Annotated in this window: 15 protein-coding genes; 9 read left to right on the top strand and 6 right to left on the bottom strand. The window is 42.8% G+C overall.

The genetic code is table 11. The features are described 5' to 3' along the window. Nucleotides 1–29 precede the first annotated feature (29 nt). The 4 genes from CXF69_RS01210 to CXF69_RS01225 form a co-directional block, all read right to left on the bottom strand. On the bottom strand, nucleotides 30–1,379 hold the full coding sequence (locus tag CXF69_RS01210; RefSeq protein ID WP_102078547.1) for a diaminobutyrate--2-oxoglutarate transaminase family protein: 1,350 nt from the start codon (nucleotides 1,377–1,379) through the stop codon (nucleotides 30–32). Nucleotides 1,380–1,749: 370 nt separating this feature from the next. Next, on the bottom strand, nucleotides 1,750–3,885 hold the full coding sequence (gene fhuB / locus CXF69_RS01215; RefSeq protein ID WP_102078546.1) for a Fe(3+)-hydroxamate ABC transporter permease FhuB: 2,136 nt from the start codon (nucleotides 3,883–3,885) through the stop codon (nucleotides 1,750–1,752). After that, nucleotides 3,882–4,793, bottom strand: a complete 912-nt coding sequence (locus CXF69_RS01220) for an ABC transporter substrate-binding protein (RefSeq protein ID WP_227543655.1) — start codon at nucleotides 4,791–4,793, stop codon at nucleotides 3,882–3,884. Before CXF69_RS01220 ends, fhuB begins: the two co-directional genes overlap by 4 nt. A gap of 113 nt (nucleotides 4,794–4,906) precedes the next feature. After that, on the bottom strand, nucleotides 4,907–5,671 hold the full coding sequence (locus tag CXF69_RS01225) for an ABC transporter ATP-binding protein (RefSeq protein WP_102078544.1): 765 nt from the start codon (nucleotides 5,669–5,671) through the stop codon (nucleotides 4,907–4,909). Between the two features lie 192 nt (nucleotides 5,672–5,863). On the opposite strand from CXF69_RS01225, the gene CXF69_RS01230 reads away from it, so the two are divergent. Both CXF69_RS01230 and CXF69_RS01235 read left to right on the top strand, forming a co-directional pair. Further along, the gene (locus CXF69_RS01230) at nucleotides 5,864–7,159 is read left to right on the top strand and encodes a siderophore-interacting protein (RefSeq protein WP_102078558.1); all 1,296 of its coding nucleotides are present in this window, start codon (nucleotides 5,864–5,866) and stop codon (nucleotides 7,157–7,159) included. A gap of 262 nt (nucleotides 7,160–7,421) precedes the next feature. Next, nucleotides 7,422–8,339 (top strand): haloalkane dehalogenase, encoded by a 918-nt coding sequence (locus tag CXF69_RS01235; protein ID WP_102078543.1) that lies wholly within the window; start codon nucleotides 7,422–7,424, stop codon nucleotides 8,337–8,339. A gap of 115 nt (nucleotides 8,340–8,454) precedes the next feature. Here the strand turns inward: CXF69_RS01235 and CXF69_RS01240 are convergent, their stop codons facing one another. Together CXF69_RS01240 and CXF69_RS01245 are read right to left on the bottom strand one after the other, a co-directional pair. Beyond that, nucleotides 8,455–9,039, bottom strand: a complete 585-nt coding sequence (locus CXF69_RS01240) for a TetR/AcrR family transcriptional regulator (RefSeq protein ID WP_101205246.1) — start codon at nucleotides 9,037–9,039, stop codon at nucleotides 8,455–8,457. Between the two features lie 122 nt (nucleotides 9,040–9,161). After that, nucleotides 9,162–9,842: a glutathione S-transferase family protein gene (locus CXF69_RS01245; RefSeq protein ID WP_102083151.1), complete on the bottom strand. Its 681-nt coding sequence runs from the start codon at nucleotides 9,840–9,842 to the stop codon at nucleotides 9,162–9,164. A 287-nt stretch (nucleotides 9,843–10,129) separates the two neighbouring features. Between CXF69_RS01245 and CXF69_RS01250 the strand changes: the two genes are divergently transcribed. The 7 genes from CXF69_RS01250 (at nucleotide 10,130) to CXF69_RS01280 (ending at nucleotide 16,163) form a co-directional block, all read left to right on the top strand. Continuing rightward, complete coding sequence (locus CXF69_RS01250) at nucleotides 10,130–10,420, top strand: putative quinol monooxygenase (protein ID WP_102078479.1); 291 nt, start codon at nucleotides 10,130–10,132, stop codon at nucleotides 10,418–10,420. A 392-nt stretch (nucleotides 10,421–10,812) separates the two neighbouring features. After that, nucleotides 10,813–11,367, top strand: a complete 555-nt coding sequence (locus CXF69_RS01255; RefSeq protein WP_102078480.1) for a carboxymuconolactone decarboxylase family protein — start codon at nucleotides 10,813–10,815, stop codon at nucleotides 11,365–11,367. A 110-nt stretch (nucleotides 11,368–11,477) separates the two neighbouring features. Beyond that, the gene (locus CXF69_RS01260; RefSeq protein ID WP_102078481.1) at nucleotides 11,478–12,131 is read left to right on the top strand and encodes a DsbA family oxidoreductase; all 654 of its coding nucleotides are present in this window, start codon (nucleotides 11,478–11,480) and stop codon (nucleotides 12,129–12,131) included. 70 nt (nucleotides 12,132–12,201) lie between these two features. Further along, on the top strand, nucleotides 12,202–13,089 hold the full coding sequence (gene yghU, locus CXF69_RS01265) for a glutathione-dependent disulfide-bond oxidoreductase (protein ID WP_102078482.1): 888 nt from the start codon (nucleotides 12,202–12,204) through the stop codon (nucleotides 13,087–13,089). Nucleotides 13,090–13,275: 186 nt separating this feature from the next. Then, a complete protein-coding gene (locus CXF69_RS01270; RefSeq protein ID WP_102078483.1) occupies nucleotides 13,276–13,818 on the top strand; it encodes a peroxiredoxin-like family protein in 543 nt (180 codons plus the stop codon). A gap of 530 nt (nucleotides 13,819–14,348) precedes the next feature. Next, a complete protein-coding gene (locus CXF69_RS01275) occupies nucleotides 14,349–15,341 on the top strand; it encodes an acyltransferase (protein ID WP_102078484.1) in 993 nt (330 codons plus the stop codon). An 87-nt stretch (nucleotides 15,342–15,428) separates the two neighbouring features. After that, nucleotides 15,429–16,163, top strand: a complete 735-nt coding sequence (locus tag CXF69_RS01280) for a hypothetical protein (RefSeq protein ID WP_102078485.1) — start codon at nucleotides 15,429–15,431, stop codon at nucleotides 16,161–16,163. The last annotated feature ends 49 nt before the right edge of the window (nucleotides 16,164–16,212 follow it).

Here is a 16,212-nt window from a genome sequence, read left to right on the forward strand (position 1 = left end):
GTGTGAATCATATTAAGGTGTTGGCAAGACTATTGATTGTCTTCTAGCGCCATATCAAGCCTTTGCAAGACTTGCTGCAGTTCATCTTTGGTTATATTGAGGGGCGGTAATAATCGCAATACGGTGCCACCGCGCCCGCCCTTTTCAATCACCAATCCATGCTTAAAACACGCTTGTTGGATTTTGGCAGCCATATCACTATCTGCTGGATAGCTACCGTCATTTTGCTTAGGTAGGCTGGGGTTGATAATTTCTATACCAATCATAAGACCACGCCCTCTGACTTGGCCAATTTGTGGATAGCTCTGTTGGCGCAGCTTTAACTGCGCCATAAACCACTTGCCTATTTCTAAAACATAATCAGCAACGTTGTTATCTTTTAAGTAATTAAGGGTGGCAAGGCCAGTCGCCATGGCTAATTGATTACCTCTAAACGTGCCAGAATGATTGCCCGCTTGCCATACATCGTATTGTTTTTTGATACCCAATACCGCAAGTGGGAGCCCACCACCGATTGCCTTTGACATCACAATCATATCGGGATCGATATCCGCATATTGATAGGCGAACCAACGCCCTGTGCGGCAAAACCCTGTTTGTACTTCATCGATAATCAGCATAATGCCAAGCTCTTTTGTCACTCGGCGCACATGCTTCAACCACTCTATTGGCGCAGGGTTGACGCCGCCTTCCCCTTGTATGACTTCTAAAATGACCGCTGCTGGTTTCACCACACCGCTCTCTACATCTTTTAAGAAGTTTTCAAAGTAACTCATATGGGCGTGGATACTTTGCTCAAAAGGCAAGCCAAACGCGCAGCGATACATATTCGGATAAGGCAAGAACTGCACCGAGCCCATCAGACCTTCGATACCTTGTTTAGGTGCCAAGTTCCCTGTCACAGCCAACGCGCCATGAGTCATACCATGATAGCCACCGCTAAAGCTGACAACACCTGAAAGACCAGTGACTTGTTTGGCCAATTTAATAGCCGCTTCTACCGCATCAGCACCCGTCGGTCCGCAAAACTGCAAGCAATACTCATCGCTATTGGTGGCGAGTAGTTTGTACATGAACTCGCTGAATTTGTCCTTTAACGGTGTGGTGATGTCCAATGTATGCAAAGGTATATCGCTGTCTAACAGCGCTTTGATGCTTTCTATGACCACAGGATGATTGTGCCCAAGCGCCAGCGTGCCAGCACCTGATAGGCAGTCGATATACTCGTTACCTTCAACATCGGTAATCCAAGCGCCTTTTGCAGACTGAATCGCAAAGGGCAGCTTACGTGGATAACTACGAACCTTCGATTCAAATTGTTCTTGACGGTTTAAGTAGCATTCGTTATCACGTGATTCGTCTAATAAGATCGTGTCCATAGCTTCAGCCTTGTTATTGTCAGTAGTCTCGGATAAACATTCGAAAGTAAGGTTTGACGCTTACTTCTTAAAATATCGCTCATTTATATTGAATGATAATGTAAATGATAATCATTATTATTAATGAGGCGTAGTATCTACTACCAATGATTAGCTGTCAACCCAGTTTGCGAATTTTCTGTTGATAAAAATGACAAAGATAGCAGCTAGCTTGAATCTAAGAACGACGAATCAAGAGCGATTGATTAGGAACAATGCAGGCTACTACAAACTGTCGACTAATTAATGACACACAGCTACCCAGTACAGATAGTTCTAAACTATCTGTGTTCACTTTTATCGTTAGTTAAGAACTATCTAAAAACAGCGGCTATCTATTTGCTGAAGCTGGCACCTTACGAATGAGCCATAAGAAATACCCACCACCGATAATGGCAGCAATCGTACCAGCTGGCAGCTCATAAGGGAAAATAACATAACGGCCAATCCAATCCGCTATCACCATTACCCCTGCCCCTAAAAGTGCAGCTAGTGGCAATTGTCGTTCAAGCTTCACAGCTCCCAGTGAAGTAGCCAAATGCGGCACCATCAAACCAATAAAACTCAACGGGCCAACGGCAAGCGTGCTGGCCGTACTAAGTGCTGCTACTAATGCCAATAACGACAAAGTCACTGGCGTAACCGCCACACCCAAATTACGCGCCACACCTGTACCTAAACCAAGGACACGCAAGGGTTTTATCAGCAATAGACTGAGTACAAATAAGATAGCGGCAATGCCAATGAGATACCATACCGTACTGGGCTGCGCGCTATAAGTTGTCCCTGACAGCCAGCTGAGCATCGCTTCTAGACGCGGGTCTCCCGAGAGCTTGACCATATGCATCACCCCATCCATCATGGCGGCAATACCTATACCTACTAACAATAAATAACCTGAGCTGACCCTACGTGCCAGCCAAATAATCAATAGCAGCACGGCCATCGCCCCTGACAACCCTGAAACCAGCAACGTTCCTGCTCCCGCGGACAGCCCTAAACTTGGTAATAATAAAAACCCTAAAATCACCCCCAGTGCGGCACCTGAACTGACACCCAATACCTCAGGACTGGCCATAGGGTTACGCGTTAAAGTTTGCAGTAGCACACCGGCAACTGCCAACATCAAGCCTGTGGCTGCAGCGCTCAAACTGCGAGGTAAGCGGTACTGCTGAGTGAGTGCCCAGTCCGTACTGAGCCCCCAACCATTGATGTCTTGTACAAAAAGACAAGCCAGCATAATGATAGCGAGTACACCAACGCCCCATCGCCAAAAGGCAATAGATGTATGCTTACCCGCAAGCATCGGAGTCACTGTCTCTATCCGCTCGCGACGCTGACGCAAAATTAGCCAAATAATCAGCGGTGCACCCAAGATACCTGTCATGGCACCAGCTGGAATCTGCATATCAAGTATTGGCTCAAGCAATAACGCGACATTGCTAGTCAATAATAACAGCAGTGCTCCTAAACCAAAGGCAATGGCCAAACGCTTACCAATAGCAGAGATGCCCAGCGCATTGACTAAACTTGCCGCACCAAGACCAATAAAACCAATTAAGCCAACTTCACTAATCACTAAAGCGGTCACAACGGCTACCACCAATACAACAAGTGCGCGAATCCCATTAATAGGTACACCCAGACGTTTTGCCTGCGTGTCATCTAGACTCATCAGCGTTAATGGTTTTAGTAATGGTAGACATACGACCGCCATCAAAATAGCAGTGATAACTAACGCGATACTGGTATGCCAGCTGTTTTGTGCCAAAAACCCAGCCGCCCACGACAGCATGCCATTACTACGCTCAGCAAAAAACAGCACCAGTACATTGGCCACTGCAGCCAGCAGAATATTGACCACCAAACCGGCCAATATCAAAATCAATGGATTAAATCGACTGGGTGCTGACAATGCAAAGACCAGACCCATACTGATGATAGCCCCCACAAAGGCCACATAAAGTCCGCCATAAATAGCCAAGCTTGGCAAAAATAACGTGACGATGAGCATGGCCAACTGTGCACCCACGCCCACCCCTAGCGTCGTATCTGATGCTAGTGGATTTTTTACCAATTGCTGCAGTAAAATACTGACCACGCCTAATAGCCCGCCAGCCAACAACGCCACCACGCTGGTCGCCACGATATGTAGCTGTATCGCCATACTGGCAATATCTAATTGTGAGCTTGGTATAAGCAAGTCACGAAGTGGGCGCGTCCATTCTTGATCTATCAGCGCCCAACTACTCCATAACGACAAAGCCGCTAGCCCAATGAGCATGGCCCATAGTCGCCCAGACAAATTGGCAAATAAAGAAGTCTGTGGTTTGTGTTGGTTCGGTGGCGGAGACGATTGTTTCAATGATGATTTTGACACTGTTGTTTCAGAAGCTGCTGTCATCGTATGAGCACTGTCGGTATGGTTATTGATAGAGTTTTTGTTAGTATCTGCATTGGCGCTCATAGTACTTCCCCGCCTTTTAATGAAACTTCTGACAAGTTATTTGCTAAGCTAACCAATGATGACATCCCGCCATAAATCCATACTGGTGGTAGCTCGCCCACACAGCGAGTATTGCCGTAACCTAGGCGCTGCCAAATCAAGCTGTCATCAATTTCAGCTCTAGTGATTGGGCTCAGCGGGTCGATAATTAATAAACAAGTCTCATCATCTAATTGCGCCAAATCTCCCATTCGTATCGGCACAAACCCCCACTGATTGCCCTTGCCCAATACCACAAGCTCTCTATTCATCTGCTCTAACGCAGGCTGAAATAAGCTATTCGCCACATACATACGCATGTTATTGGCATCTGCAAACTGTACCACTGCGAATTTCTTGGCTTTTGGATAGCGCTGCTTGAATTGCTGACTGGCCAGCTGTATGTCTTTCTGACTTTGTACAATATAGTCCTCAGCCATCTTCGGGTTATCGATCAGCATGCCAAGCTCCTGCGTCGGCTCGGTATAGTCAGCCCAAGTTGCTGTCTCTCCTTTTGCCGCAGACATTACAGATTCTGCAGGGACATCGCCGTATAAGTTGCGTGCATGCTCATAAAAATAATTATCTATGACCATATCGACAGGCAGTTGAGCGATTAGCTCAGCGTTGGGCTGATAGCGGATGCCTAAGTCTGTGATCGACGCTGGCAGTTTGGGGCTACCCACCCATCTGTCCCAAACCCTGACATCACCTGTTGCAATTGGCGCATGCCCCATCGCCGTCAAAGTCGCTGCATTACCCCAGTCAGGAGAAACGATATTCATTCTATCGCTATGACTGTTTTCTGCTTCTGAGGTAGTTGATGTTTGACTATTACAGGCGGTCAATACCAAGCACAATGCAAGGGCGAACCATTTCAGTGTTGTCATTACTGATACTGGCGTAACTATTGGTAGTTTCGATAATTTATCTATATAAAAAACGGGAGGCATAGAAGCGTATCTTTGTAGGCAAATTAGAAAGAAGGAGCAGAAACCAGACGTTAAGCGACTGCGACAGGCTGTCCAGTAATAGGATGACTGAGTAGCTGCATATCGACATTAAAGATATCGTGTAGCACGGTAGGTTGCATGGTACTGGCGATATCGCCGTTGTGACATATTTGACCATTTTTCAGCGCGATGACTCGATCGGCATATTGCGCTGCCAAATTAATATCATGGATAATAATTACCACGCTTAAGCCTTGCTCATCCACCAAACGACGAATGAGCTGAATGACCTCGATTTGATAATGCATATCAAGCGCAGCAAGTGGTTCATCGAGTAATAAGTAACGGGTATCCTGTGCCAAACACATCGCGAGCCACGCACGAGCGCGCTCACCACCAGATAGCGTGGCAGTAATTCGATCAGCAAACGCTTCGGTTTGAGTCACTTTTAATGCTTGCGCGACTTTTTCTTTATCTATTTGAGTTGGCTTTTGCAGCCATTTTTGATGAGGATAGCGCCCTAGCATAACCAGTTCACGCACAGTAAATCCAGCAGCTTCTGGCAATTGCTGCGGCAGGTATGCCATTTGCCGCGCTAACTCCTTACTGCCATAGTCATTGATACTGTGTTCATCTAAAGTGACATTGCCACTACTACTTGCCATCTCACCTGCTAGTGCTTTGATCAAGGTCGACTTGCCAGACCCATTATGCCCAACCAAAGCCACCAGTTGATTGGTATTAATCTCACAAGTCACGTTGTCTAATAGAGTATTTCCTTGACGGCTGATAGTCAGCTGGTTTGCACGTAGCATATAAGCACTCATTGTTGATAAAAATAATATGTCATAAAAATGATGGTTTACCGGCCATCGGTTATAGACCGATTTTGATGATCAAACCACAATAAAAATTGATTTTACTCGTAAATGATAACAAAAACAATTATCATTAACTATAAACTCATTCACTTTAATTTCAACGCTCTGTTGATTGCGAGTATTTATATGACTAATCTTCTTTTAGCTCCTACAGAAAACACCGATAACCAAAACAGCCAATACACTTCCCTAAACGATCCTGAAATAGCAAGTGTGGTCACTCATATTAATGAAGAACACCTTGACGAACTGCTTGGATTCTTGAGCGCATTTACCTCATTATCTACCGCCGAATTGGATCTGGTCGATGCCCAAATAACTGATATTTATGCTGAAGGTCTTGCTATACAGACTTGTCCAAAAAGCTCAGAGATTCAACTGTTTGGCGCTCAAAATAGCTCGCTTCATGACCAAATATTCTTTATCGCTTTTGCTACCCCCATCTCCCAGCTTGATGATTTGCAAGCCCAATATATCTTGCTAAAACAAAGAGCAGATAAAAAGCTAGGCAAAAAAACAATCAAACTGACCAAGCAAGTATTTGAGGTACAAAATAGCTATAGAATCAGCAAAAATATGCTGCGCCTTGAATTGAGCATGCCGTCATTAAATAGTGATACGCCATTAAATAATACCGCTCAGTTAAGTAATGCTAAGGGCGTCACAAGCTCGACGTCAGTACCTACCAACGAAGCGGGTTACGCTTACTTGTTTGATTTAGAGCACAATGCAATGACCGATGCATTGATGACTGACAGCACTGATGGCAATAAAGCTAGTGACTATAAAACTAATGGTAGCAATAAGGAAAACGTACGCCCTGCTCGTCCTCACTGCTATTACACTTTGAGAAAAGCATGGCAAGCTGATAATGGAATACGAGCATGGGTCGATGTTTTTTTGCATGGAGATACACCAGGTGGCAACTGGGCAGCAGCACTACAAGCGGGCGAGACCGTCGTTACAAAACGAGAGTTTCCAGAAAAGGTAGAGCACTTACGAAACGGTCAAGCGGTACTGATTGTCGATGAGACCTCGATGCCAACGGCAGCACGACTGCTGGAGCTATGGAACAACCCTACGCCACCATTGGTCGTTTGTGTGACGCAAGATGCAGGCGATCAAAGCTATTTTGATACTGTAAAAATGCGCAGTGGCATTGATTGCGATACTGAAAACAATGGTAACGACCACTTTACCATATTGCCTATAGTGACCAATCAGGTTAACTCAGGGGCAGATTTAGCCACGCTAATCGACAGAGAGTTAGGCGACTATTTGACTAATAACCCTCTACAAATTGATAAAATTTGGGGAGCACTAGAAGCAAATACTGCCAAAGCATTGCGCCCATTACTGAAAGACCGACTTGGACTAAGTCGTACCGATGTCGTGGTAAAGGTCTACTGGCGTCACGATTAGTTTAGCCTTATAAAATGAAACTCAAAACCTATCCTATATATAGTGGATGCTACTGACGCATCCACTATTAATGTTTGCAGCAACGAATGCATGTAGGGTATAGTTTTCATTTTGAACGTTTAATCAATATAAACTATAGGCAGATAGCCTTATCGCTAGGATTACCAGTGATAGTCGAGTAGCACTAAGAGACCCACCTTTAATAGATTGTCTAACACCAGTGCCAGAATGCACTGTTATTTTTCTAAACCAAGGATGATATATGAAAAAACTCAGGACGCCTGATTCGTATTTTGCTAACTTGCAAGATTACGATTTTGAACCGAATTATTTGATGGTCGATGATACAGAGGGTGGCGAGCTGCGCGTACACTACCTTGATGAAGGCCCAAGCGATGCCGACCCTATCTTGTTATTACATGGCGAACCTTCTTGGGCGTATCTGTATCGTAAAGTCATTCCAATACTAACAGCAGCAGGACACCGCGTTATCGCGCCAGACCTTCCTGGTTTTGGACGTTCAGACAAACCTGCATCGCGTACTGATTACACTTATCAGCGCCATGTCGATTGGATGCAATCGGTACTTGATCAATTAGATTTAAAAAATATCACACTGTTTTGTCAAGATTGGGGCGGTTTAATCGGCCTACGCTTAGTAGCAGCGCATTCTGATAAATTCGATCGCGTCGCAGCAGGCAACACGATGCTACCGACTGGAGATCATGATCCTGGCGAAGGTTTTCGCAAGTGGCAGAAGTTCTCTCAGGAGACGCCGCAGTTCAATGTAGCAGGCACCATCAAAAGCGGCACCACAACGACATTGTCTCAAGCCGTACTGGATGCTTACGATGCACCCTTCCCTGATGAGTCCTATAAAGAAGGTGCTAGACAGTTTCCTATCCTAGTGCCCACGACACCAGATGATCCTGCTTCAGAAAACAACCGTGCAGCTTGGGTCGTGCTAAGCAAATGGAGCAAGCCATTTATTACACTGTTTAGTGATTCCGACCCTGTAACTGGGGGCGGCGATCGCATCATGCAAAAGCTAATTCCTGGTACCAAAGGCCAAAATCATACGACTATCACTAACGGTGGTCATTTCCTACAAGAAGACCAAGGTGAAACGTTGGCTGAGCTTCTACTGAAATTCATCAATGACAATCCGAAAGCACAGTAATAGATAACAAAAACCCTGATTGCTAATGTACTAGCAATCAGGGTTTTTAGTAATACTATGATGATTGGTCAACGACAAAATATACGAGCTGTCATAATCAGATTATACAACTTTGCTATACGATATTTTTAAAAATATCATCGATATATTTTTCTACTGCATCATTGTCGTTAGTGACTTGCGCATAAGTCCTGAGACCTATAATTTGAATTTGGAAATAACGCGCCAGCTCAACGGGATCTTTTTCTGCGCTAATCTCACCGCTATCAATGGCTTGTCCAAAGAGCACAGCAAACGATGCCTCTATACCTTCTAAGATATTCGTTGCATGTGCGAGCAAATCTGGACTATCATTTTGAGTAAGCTCAGCGACTGTCTTTACGATCATGCACATACCGCTAGGCGCAGTAGCACTATTACAGACAATCACCGTATGGATAAAATGTTTTAAGCCATCCAGCACTGTGTCTTTTTGTTCAATACAGTCGGCCAATCTCTTGGCACCATCTGCAGCATAGCGATTCAGCGATTCTGTAAACAGTTTGTCTTTACTACCAAAAGCTGCATAAATACTACCTGGGTGCATATTCACCACATCTTGCAAATTGCGCATTGATGTCGCGTGATAACCTTTTTCCCAATAGAGATTTTTTGCTTTTTCGATCACATCCTCACGATTGAACTTTATCGGAGCACTCATAATTTTCACCTTAATATCTTTGCCTTAAAATCTATTTTAAGGCAAAGTTTGTAGAATCAACCTTAGTTACTGGTTTTAATCACTTTTTATATTATAAAACTTATTAAGTCTCTTTGCTTCGATTAACTATTTTTATCAAAGTTTTGCGGATAAAGCGCGCGTGCAGCAACGTCATCAAACTCAGTTTTGAAATCAATACCTTTAGGAATGTCACGAGCTTTTTGTACCGCTGGACGAGCATTAATGCTATCAAACCAGCGCTTTAGATTCGGATAATTATCCAAACCGCCTTCGCCTAGCACGACAGTCGCTTTATCAATCCAGCCCCAAGTAGAAATATCAGCGATTGAGTAGCTCTCACCAACCATATATTCACGGCCTTCTAGATGTGTATCTAGCACTTCATAATGACGCTCGGCCTCACGAAGGTAGCGATTAATCGCATACGGGATTTTTTCTGGCGCTTTATGTCTAAAGTGAACAGATTGACCAGAAAAAGGGCCCAATCCAGATGCTACAAACATTAGCCACGACAGCATCTCGCTACGATCTTCTGGTTGTCCTGCCAGCTTGCCTGTTTTTTCAGAAAGATACATCAAGATAGCCGTAGAATCAAACACGCGTTTGCCATCATCTTCTAGCGCAGGCGTTTTGCCGTTTGGGTTAATAGCGCGGTACTCAGGTGTATGCTGCTCACCTTTTAATGTATCTACTGCCACAAGTTCATAAGGTAGCCCAGTTTCTTCAAGAAACAATGCTACTTTCATTGGGTTTGGCGTTTGATGAAAATAAAATTTAAGCATAACTTTATCCTATTATATGAAGACAGTCGTCTGATGACTATCAAATCTAGTGACTATACTAATGACTATAAAAACTGTAATGAGATAACAAAAATAGACGTCGAAGTTTGAAGCATATTTTTATTGTCTGATATACACTATAACCACAAATGAACGGTCGTTCAAGTAATGTTATATATTGATATAATAAACACAGTGTCGATATAACTCTGTTCGCATATAGACTCTTTTACCAACAGTCATCCTCAAAACCCATCTAACCATCACACCAATTCAAAGGATTAGAAATGACTACATTAACCGTCATCGCCCATATAACAGCAAAGGACGATAGCATTACTCTCGTAAAGGCTGAACTCGAAAAACTCATACCAGCTACTCGCAGCGAAGAAGGCTGTATTCGTTATGATTTGTTTCAAGATAATGAAAAACCCACTCACTTTATGTTTCATGAAAGCTGGGCCACGCGCGAGCTATGGCAAATCCATATGGAAAACCAACACTTAAAAGACTTCTCTGCCGCAACAGAAGGCGCGGTTGAATCATTCGTTTTACATGAGATGACAGAAGTTAATTAATCTCGATTCACTCAATCATTTCAATAAGCTTTGTCCGTAATACTAGGGAAAATAATGTTATTCAAACTAACAATCACTTTTTTACCGTTATTTTCTCTTATTACTTACACAGTGTTACCTTCTTAAGCTACTGATATTAATAGAATAATATGAATTACGCAGAGGAATGTAATTGATCCATTACAATTTACTTGAACGATTACTCAAATAATTATTGAGCGATTGCTCAATATCATTTATAGTAGTCTCTATTGACTCGCTTACTAAGCAAAGTTGCTAATTTTGAGTAAATACTCAAGCCAATAATTAAATGTAAATCAGCGATTGCTTTGAAGCGAGCATGAAAACTCTAAAAAACACCAAATCTCAAACCTATTATTAGGAAGTATATTATGACCGAATTTACTCTACACGATAAAGACACAGCCCCAGCAGAAAGCAAAGATTTACTTGATTCTTCTATCAAAGCATTTGGCATGGTACCTAACCTACACGCCGTGATGGCTGAAGCGCCTGGCTTGCTAGAAGGCTACCAAAAGCTACATCAACTGTTTTTAGACAGCAGCTTTGATGACGAAGAAACCACTGTTGTATGGCAAACTATCAACGTTGAGCATGCTTGCCATTACTGTGTGCCTGCGCATACTGGTATTGCTAAGAGCATGAAAGTAGATGACGCTATCACGGATGCATTACGTGATGAAACGCCACTACCAACTGCACGTCTAGAAGCATTGCGTACCTTCACACTATCTGTAGTCCGTAATCGTGGTAACGTTGATGACAGCGCGGTTCAAGCATTTTTAGATGCTGGCTACACTAAACGTCAGATTCTTGAAGTTATTCTTGGTGCTGCTCAAAAAGTCATGAGCAACTACACGAACCACCTAGCTAACACACCAGTCGACAAGCCATTCCAGAAATTTGAATGGCATAAAGCTGACTAATACGTTTTTCGGCTAACGCTGACACAGTCCATTTGATGTTTTCATACTGTTGTTCGAAACATCTTCGGGCAGCAGTTTTTCATTTTAATTTATCGCTAATGAGAGATCCTATGGAACAGGCAAAAAAACCCTTACGAATAGACATCGTGTCAGACGTTGTATGCCCTTGGTGCGCTATCGGTTATAGCCAATTGGCCGAGGCACTAAAACAAACCAACACGCCTCATGAAATTCACTGGCACCCATTTGAGTTAAATCCTAATACGCCGCACGAAGGACGAAACTATCGTGAGCATATTATGGAGAAGTACGATACGACTGCTGAGGACGTTAAAGAGAACCGAGCTAGAATGACAGCAGCAGGTGCAGAAGCTGGATTTAATTTTCAGTTTACCGATGGCTTCCATACTTACAATACTTTTAATGCGCATCAGTTGCTGCATTGGGCTGATCAGCAAGGACGTATGCACGACCTAAAACAAGCATTGTTCGTTGCACACTTCGTTGATAATAAAAACGTGGCTGACAGTACCGTACTGGCAGATGTCGCAGCAAATATTGGGCTAGATCGTTTTGAGGCGCTTGCCGTTATCGCAGATCAACGCTTTGCCAATGTGATACGTGAAGCCGTACAGCATTCAAAGCAGCAAGGTATTCAAAGCGTACCATCCGTTATCTTTAATGGTCGGCATCTGGTGAGCGGCGCACAAGGTGTAGAAAACTACAAAAACATCTTAAAGCAACTAGCAGACATGCCAGAATAAAAACAATAAACTGGATCTGATTTACCAATTACACCCTACTGAGCACAGTATATAAAAAGGTATCATCATTATGTCAAACTCTAATCATTACGAGCCACCTAGCGTCTGGACATGGGATGCAGAAAGCGGCGGTAAGTGGGCAAGTGTCAACCGCCCTATCGCTGGTCCAACGCATGAAGCAGAACTACCTCGCGGCAAACATCCGTTGCAAATCTACTCAATGGGCACCCCTAACGGTCAAAAAGTCACCATTATGGTCGAAGAGTTATTGGCATTAGGTGTGACAGAAGCTGAGTACGACGCGCACCTTATTCAGATTGGTGAAGGCGGACAGTTCTCATCAGGTTTCGTTGAGCTAAATCCAAATTCAAAAATTCCTGTGCTTTTGGATACAGAGACTGGTAGCCGTGTGTTTGAGAGTGGCGCTATTTTGTTTTATCTTGCCGAAAAATTCGGAAAATTACTGCCTAAAGATGCAGCAGCACGCACTGAAGTCATGAATTGGCTCTTCTGGTTACAAGGTTCTGCTCCTTACTTAGGTGGCGGTTTTGGACATTTCTACTTTTATGCACCAGAAAAATTTGAGTACCCTATCAATCGATTCACGATGGAAGTGAAACGCCAGTTAGATGTACTAGAACGTGAGCTTGCAGACAATCGCTATCTAGGTGGCGATGAGTATACGATTGCAGATATCGCCACTTGGCCTTGGTATGGCAATCTAATACTAGGTGAAGCATACAATGCAGGAGAGTTCCTACAAGTTGAGAGCTATACAAATTTGCGTCGCTGGGCAACTGAGATTTTAGAGCGTCCTGCTGTGCAACGTGGTCGCAAGGTAAACCGCACTTGGGGTGAACCTGCTGAGCAATTACACGAACGTCATGACGCCTCTGATTTTGAGCTAAAAACTCAAGATAAATTAGATGCTCAGACAACTGAAGAAGCGAAAAAATAGACACTTTGTCTATGACTTACTAGCTTACTTAAGTTGTCTTATTGAGCAACCTTAAAGGTAATGTTAACTTTTCCTGTTACTACTTGGGACGACTGTAAGCATCCAACACTTTTGCACTTAAGATTGCTAATGTAAGGCTGTTAAATACCAACTAACCATAAAATACTATCAAAAAGGATAATAACTATGTCAACAGATTATGCTCAAAAAATTCAAGCCGGTACTACGTTTCCTGAAATGGAAGTACAGGTATTAAACGGTGAAATAACTTCATTAGGCAAACCTGAAAACGGTCATGACTGGAAACTCGTTGTTGTATACCGTGGTAAGCATTGCCCAATCTGCACAAAATATTTAAATACCTTAGAGACAGTAAAACAGTCTTTCTATAACGTCGGTGTCGATATCATTGCAGTATCTGCAGACAGCAAAGAGCAGTTAGAAGCTCATCTAGAGCAGATAGATGTTAGTTTCCCTATGGCTTATGGTCTGACTATCGAACAGATGAATACGCTAGGTCTGTATATCTCTGACCCACGTTCAGAAAAAGAAACCGATCATCCTTTCGCTGAGCCTGCTGTCTTCGTTATCAATGCTGAAGGAAAAGTGCATATCGTTGATATCTCGAACGCACCATTCTCTAGACCAGATCTTGAAGCCTTGGCAAACGGTCTGGCTTTTGTTAGAAATCCAGAAAACAACTACCCTATCCGTGGTATGCACGGCTAATTGATATATTAAATATAGAGTGTTGATTCACTCGATTATTTAACCGATCAATATCTAACGGGTTAAATTGCAGGGGGCGTATTGAGATAATTCTTGATACGCCCTTTTTCGTTTATTGATAACTTAACTGCTGTCAAACGTAGTCGCTTCACTTATAATTTCATCAATATTTGCTCAATACTAATGTTTGAGTAGTACTGTTAATCTATAAAAAGAGGTTCTGTACAAAATTCATAGACTAGCCAGCATATAAGGGCTATATTTGAACTCAAAATATCATCTACAAACATTTTACCTTTGAGCAAGCTATATTTCTTTTTTCATCGGTTAGTTTTTATAAATAAAACAGGCTGTCTTTATGGTCTGGTTCGTATTTCGCTTTGGCAAAATCTTGATATAATTGTACGTTCTAATTCACCAATGCTGTTTATTATTTGTTGTTAACACTCGTACACTGAGATTAATTTCTGCTAAAATTATATAGCGACATTATCAATATCTCATCATAAATATGAGTAAAAGGATTCAATATGCGATTGAAATCAATCGTTCAAAAACTACATGAACGCGCTCCAAAACTGGGCAAAGCTGCCTCACTGACGACGGCAACCAGCGTTATCACTTTTAATAGCATGTTAGCTGGTCTACCTGTCTGGGTAATGGGTGCTACCAAGGCTATCACTGGTGCTGCCATCGCTGACAAAGCCGTTATCGATGTAACGAACTATTGGATCAATAGCAACAATGCATTGATCGATAACGTATTACCGCGTAAAGATTGGCGCATTAATCTGCCTGATGATGTGCATACCAACGGTAAGTATCTACTGGTAAGCAATCATCAGTCATGGGTTGATACCAGTATCGTGCAATATATCAGCGAAAAACGTTTGCCATTGACGCGCTTTTTTACCAAGTTTGAGCTCATATACATCCCCGTCATTGGTCAGGCTTTCTACTTTCTCGACTTTCCTATGATGCGTCGACACTCTAAAGAAGCCATCGCTAAAAACCCTGCTCTAAAGGGTAAGGATATCGAAGAAGCGAAACGAGCATGTGCATTGCTTAAAGACAAGCCCTTTACGCTATTGAACTATCTAGAAGGGACTCGCTTCACTCCTAGTAAACATGACAAGCAAAAATCCCCTTATACGCATTTACTTAAGCCACGCGCTGGCGGGTTATCACTGGCTATGAGTGCCTTAGGGGAAGATATCGATGGGATTTTGGACATGACGATTGTCTACCCTGACGGTGTACCCACTTATAGTGATCTATGGAAAGGCAACATCAAGCGTTTAGGCGTCGATGTGCGACATATTGAGATACCCAAAGACCTGTTTACGGCGATCAAAAACGGTGGCTATGAAACAGATGAAGCGATAAAAGCACAGATGTTTGAATGGGTAGAGCAAATATGGCATCAAAAGGATCAGCTGATCACGGATATGCTGGCTGACTTTGAGAGCAATGACTCTGGAAATAAAGAATCTGAAGTTAAAGATAATATTAAACAGGCTTAGCCTATTCTCTTTACCAACAATCCTAATGATTTGATAACCTCAAGGTGTGTCGCACGTGTACTAATATGATAAAGGTAAAGCCATATAATGATGAAGTTCCGCGAAAAATGGTTTTGGGCGTTGTGCCTTGCAGTATTAGTACATGTTGGGGTTTTCTTTATTTTCTATCTCAACACTCATCAGACGGATTCAGTAGAAGTAGCTGATAGCCAAATGAAAACGACTGAACCTACTGCTATCAACAATGTAGATATCCCTGAAAAGGTCTATACCACTACTGTCACCAGTACCAAGACATCCGATGACACTAACAACAATGTAGAAGACACGGTCAATAAAAAATCTGAGATTGGTAACGAGCCTAAAACATCTCAGCTAACAAGTAGTGATGAGCAAACAGACAACGTAGAGAGTAAAAAAGCATCCCCTTCTTCAGCTGCCAAAAACGTCGATGGTAAACCCAAAAAACCAGCTTCTACATCGATAGAATCAGCCCAAGAAAACAAAACTCCTCCGCAAAAGGAGAAGGCGCTAAATGCCCAAACCGATAGCAATACCCAGTCTATAGTTGCGAACACTGATGATAAATTAGAAGAGATTAAAAACAATGCAAGCTTGTTGGATATAGACGTCCCTGCTCAAAAAAGTAACGTCAAAATAGATAAAGACTATCTTTCAGCAAAATCTGAAGTGGAAGCAATAAATGATCAATTGAGTGCGGCTATCAACGAAGTTAAAAAGCGTAATCAGCAGAAAATTGATGAGCAACAACAGTTAAGAAATGAGGCGAATAGCCAAAGACTTCCTGAAAACTCTAACTAAGAATATAAGAGTTATGAGTAGTAGCACAATTAGACTCAATACCTCTACA

Source organism: Psychrobacter sp. Choline-02u-9, assembly GCF_002836505.1.
GTDB lineage: Bacteria > Pseudomonadota > Gammaproteobacteria > Pseudomonadales > Moraxellaceae > Psychrobacter.

Bases quoted from the DNA above. Each gene is read 5' to 3' on its own strand.
- CXF69_RS01260 (WP_102078481.1), top strand. From the start codon at position 11,478: ATGGAACAGGCAAAAAAACCCTTACGAATAGACATCGTGTCAGACGTT.
- CXF69_RS01235 (WP_102078543.1), top strand. From the start codon at position 7,422: ATGAAAAAACTCAGGACGCCTGATTCGTATTTTGCTAACTTGCAAGAT.
- CXF69_RS01270 (WP_102078483.1), top strand. From the start codon at position 13,276: ATGTCAACAGATTATGCTCAAAAAATTCAAGCCGGTACTACGTTTCCT.
- CXF69_RS01240 (WP_101205246.1), bottom strand. From the start codon at position 9,039: ATGAGTGCTCCGATAAAGTTCAATCGTGAGGATGTGATCGAAAAAGCA.
- CXF69_RS01220 (WP_227543655.1), bottom strand. From the start codon at position 4,793: ATGACAACACTGAAATGGTTCGCCCTTGCATTGTGCTTGGTATTGACC.
- CXF69_RS01255 (WP_102078480.1), top strand. From the start codon at position 10,813: ATGACCGAATTTACTCTACACGATAAAGACACAGCCCCAGCAGAAAGC.
- CXF69_RS01245 (WP_102083151.1), bottom strand. From the start codon at position 9,842: ATGCTTAAATTTTATTTTCATCAAACGCCAAACCCAATGAAAGTAGCA.
- CXF69_RS01250 (WP_102078479.1), top strand. From the start codon at position 10,130: ATGACTACATTAACCGTCATCGCCCATATAACAGCAAAGGACGATAGC.
- CXF69_RS01230 (WP_102078558.1), top strand. From the start codon at position 5,864: ATGACTAATCTTCTTTTAGCTCCTACAGAAAACACCGATAACCAAAAC.
- fhuB (WP_102078546.1), bottom strand. From the start codon at position 3,885: ATGAGCGCCAATGCAGATACTAACAAAAACTCTATCAATAACCATACC.
- CXF69_RS01275 (WP_102078484.1), top strand. From the start codon at position 14,349: ATGCGATTGAAATCAATCGTTCAAAAACTACATGAACGCGCTCCAAAA.
- CXF69_RS01210 (WP_102078547.1), bottom strand. From the start codon at position 1,379: ATGGACACGATCTTATTAGACGAATCACGTGATAACGAATGCTACTTA.
- CXF69_RS01280 (WP_102078485.1), top strand. From the start codon at position 15,429: ATGATGAAGTTCCGCGAAAAATGGTTTTGGGCGTTGTGCCTTGCAGTA.
- yghU (WP_102078482.1), top strand. From the start codon at position 12,202: ATGTCAAACTCTAATCATTACGAGCCACCTAGCGTCTGGACATGGGAT.
- CXF69_RS01225 (WP_102078544.1), bottom strand. From the start codon at position 5,671: ATGCTACGTGCAAACCAGCTGACTATCAGCCGTCAAGGAAATACTCTA.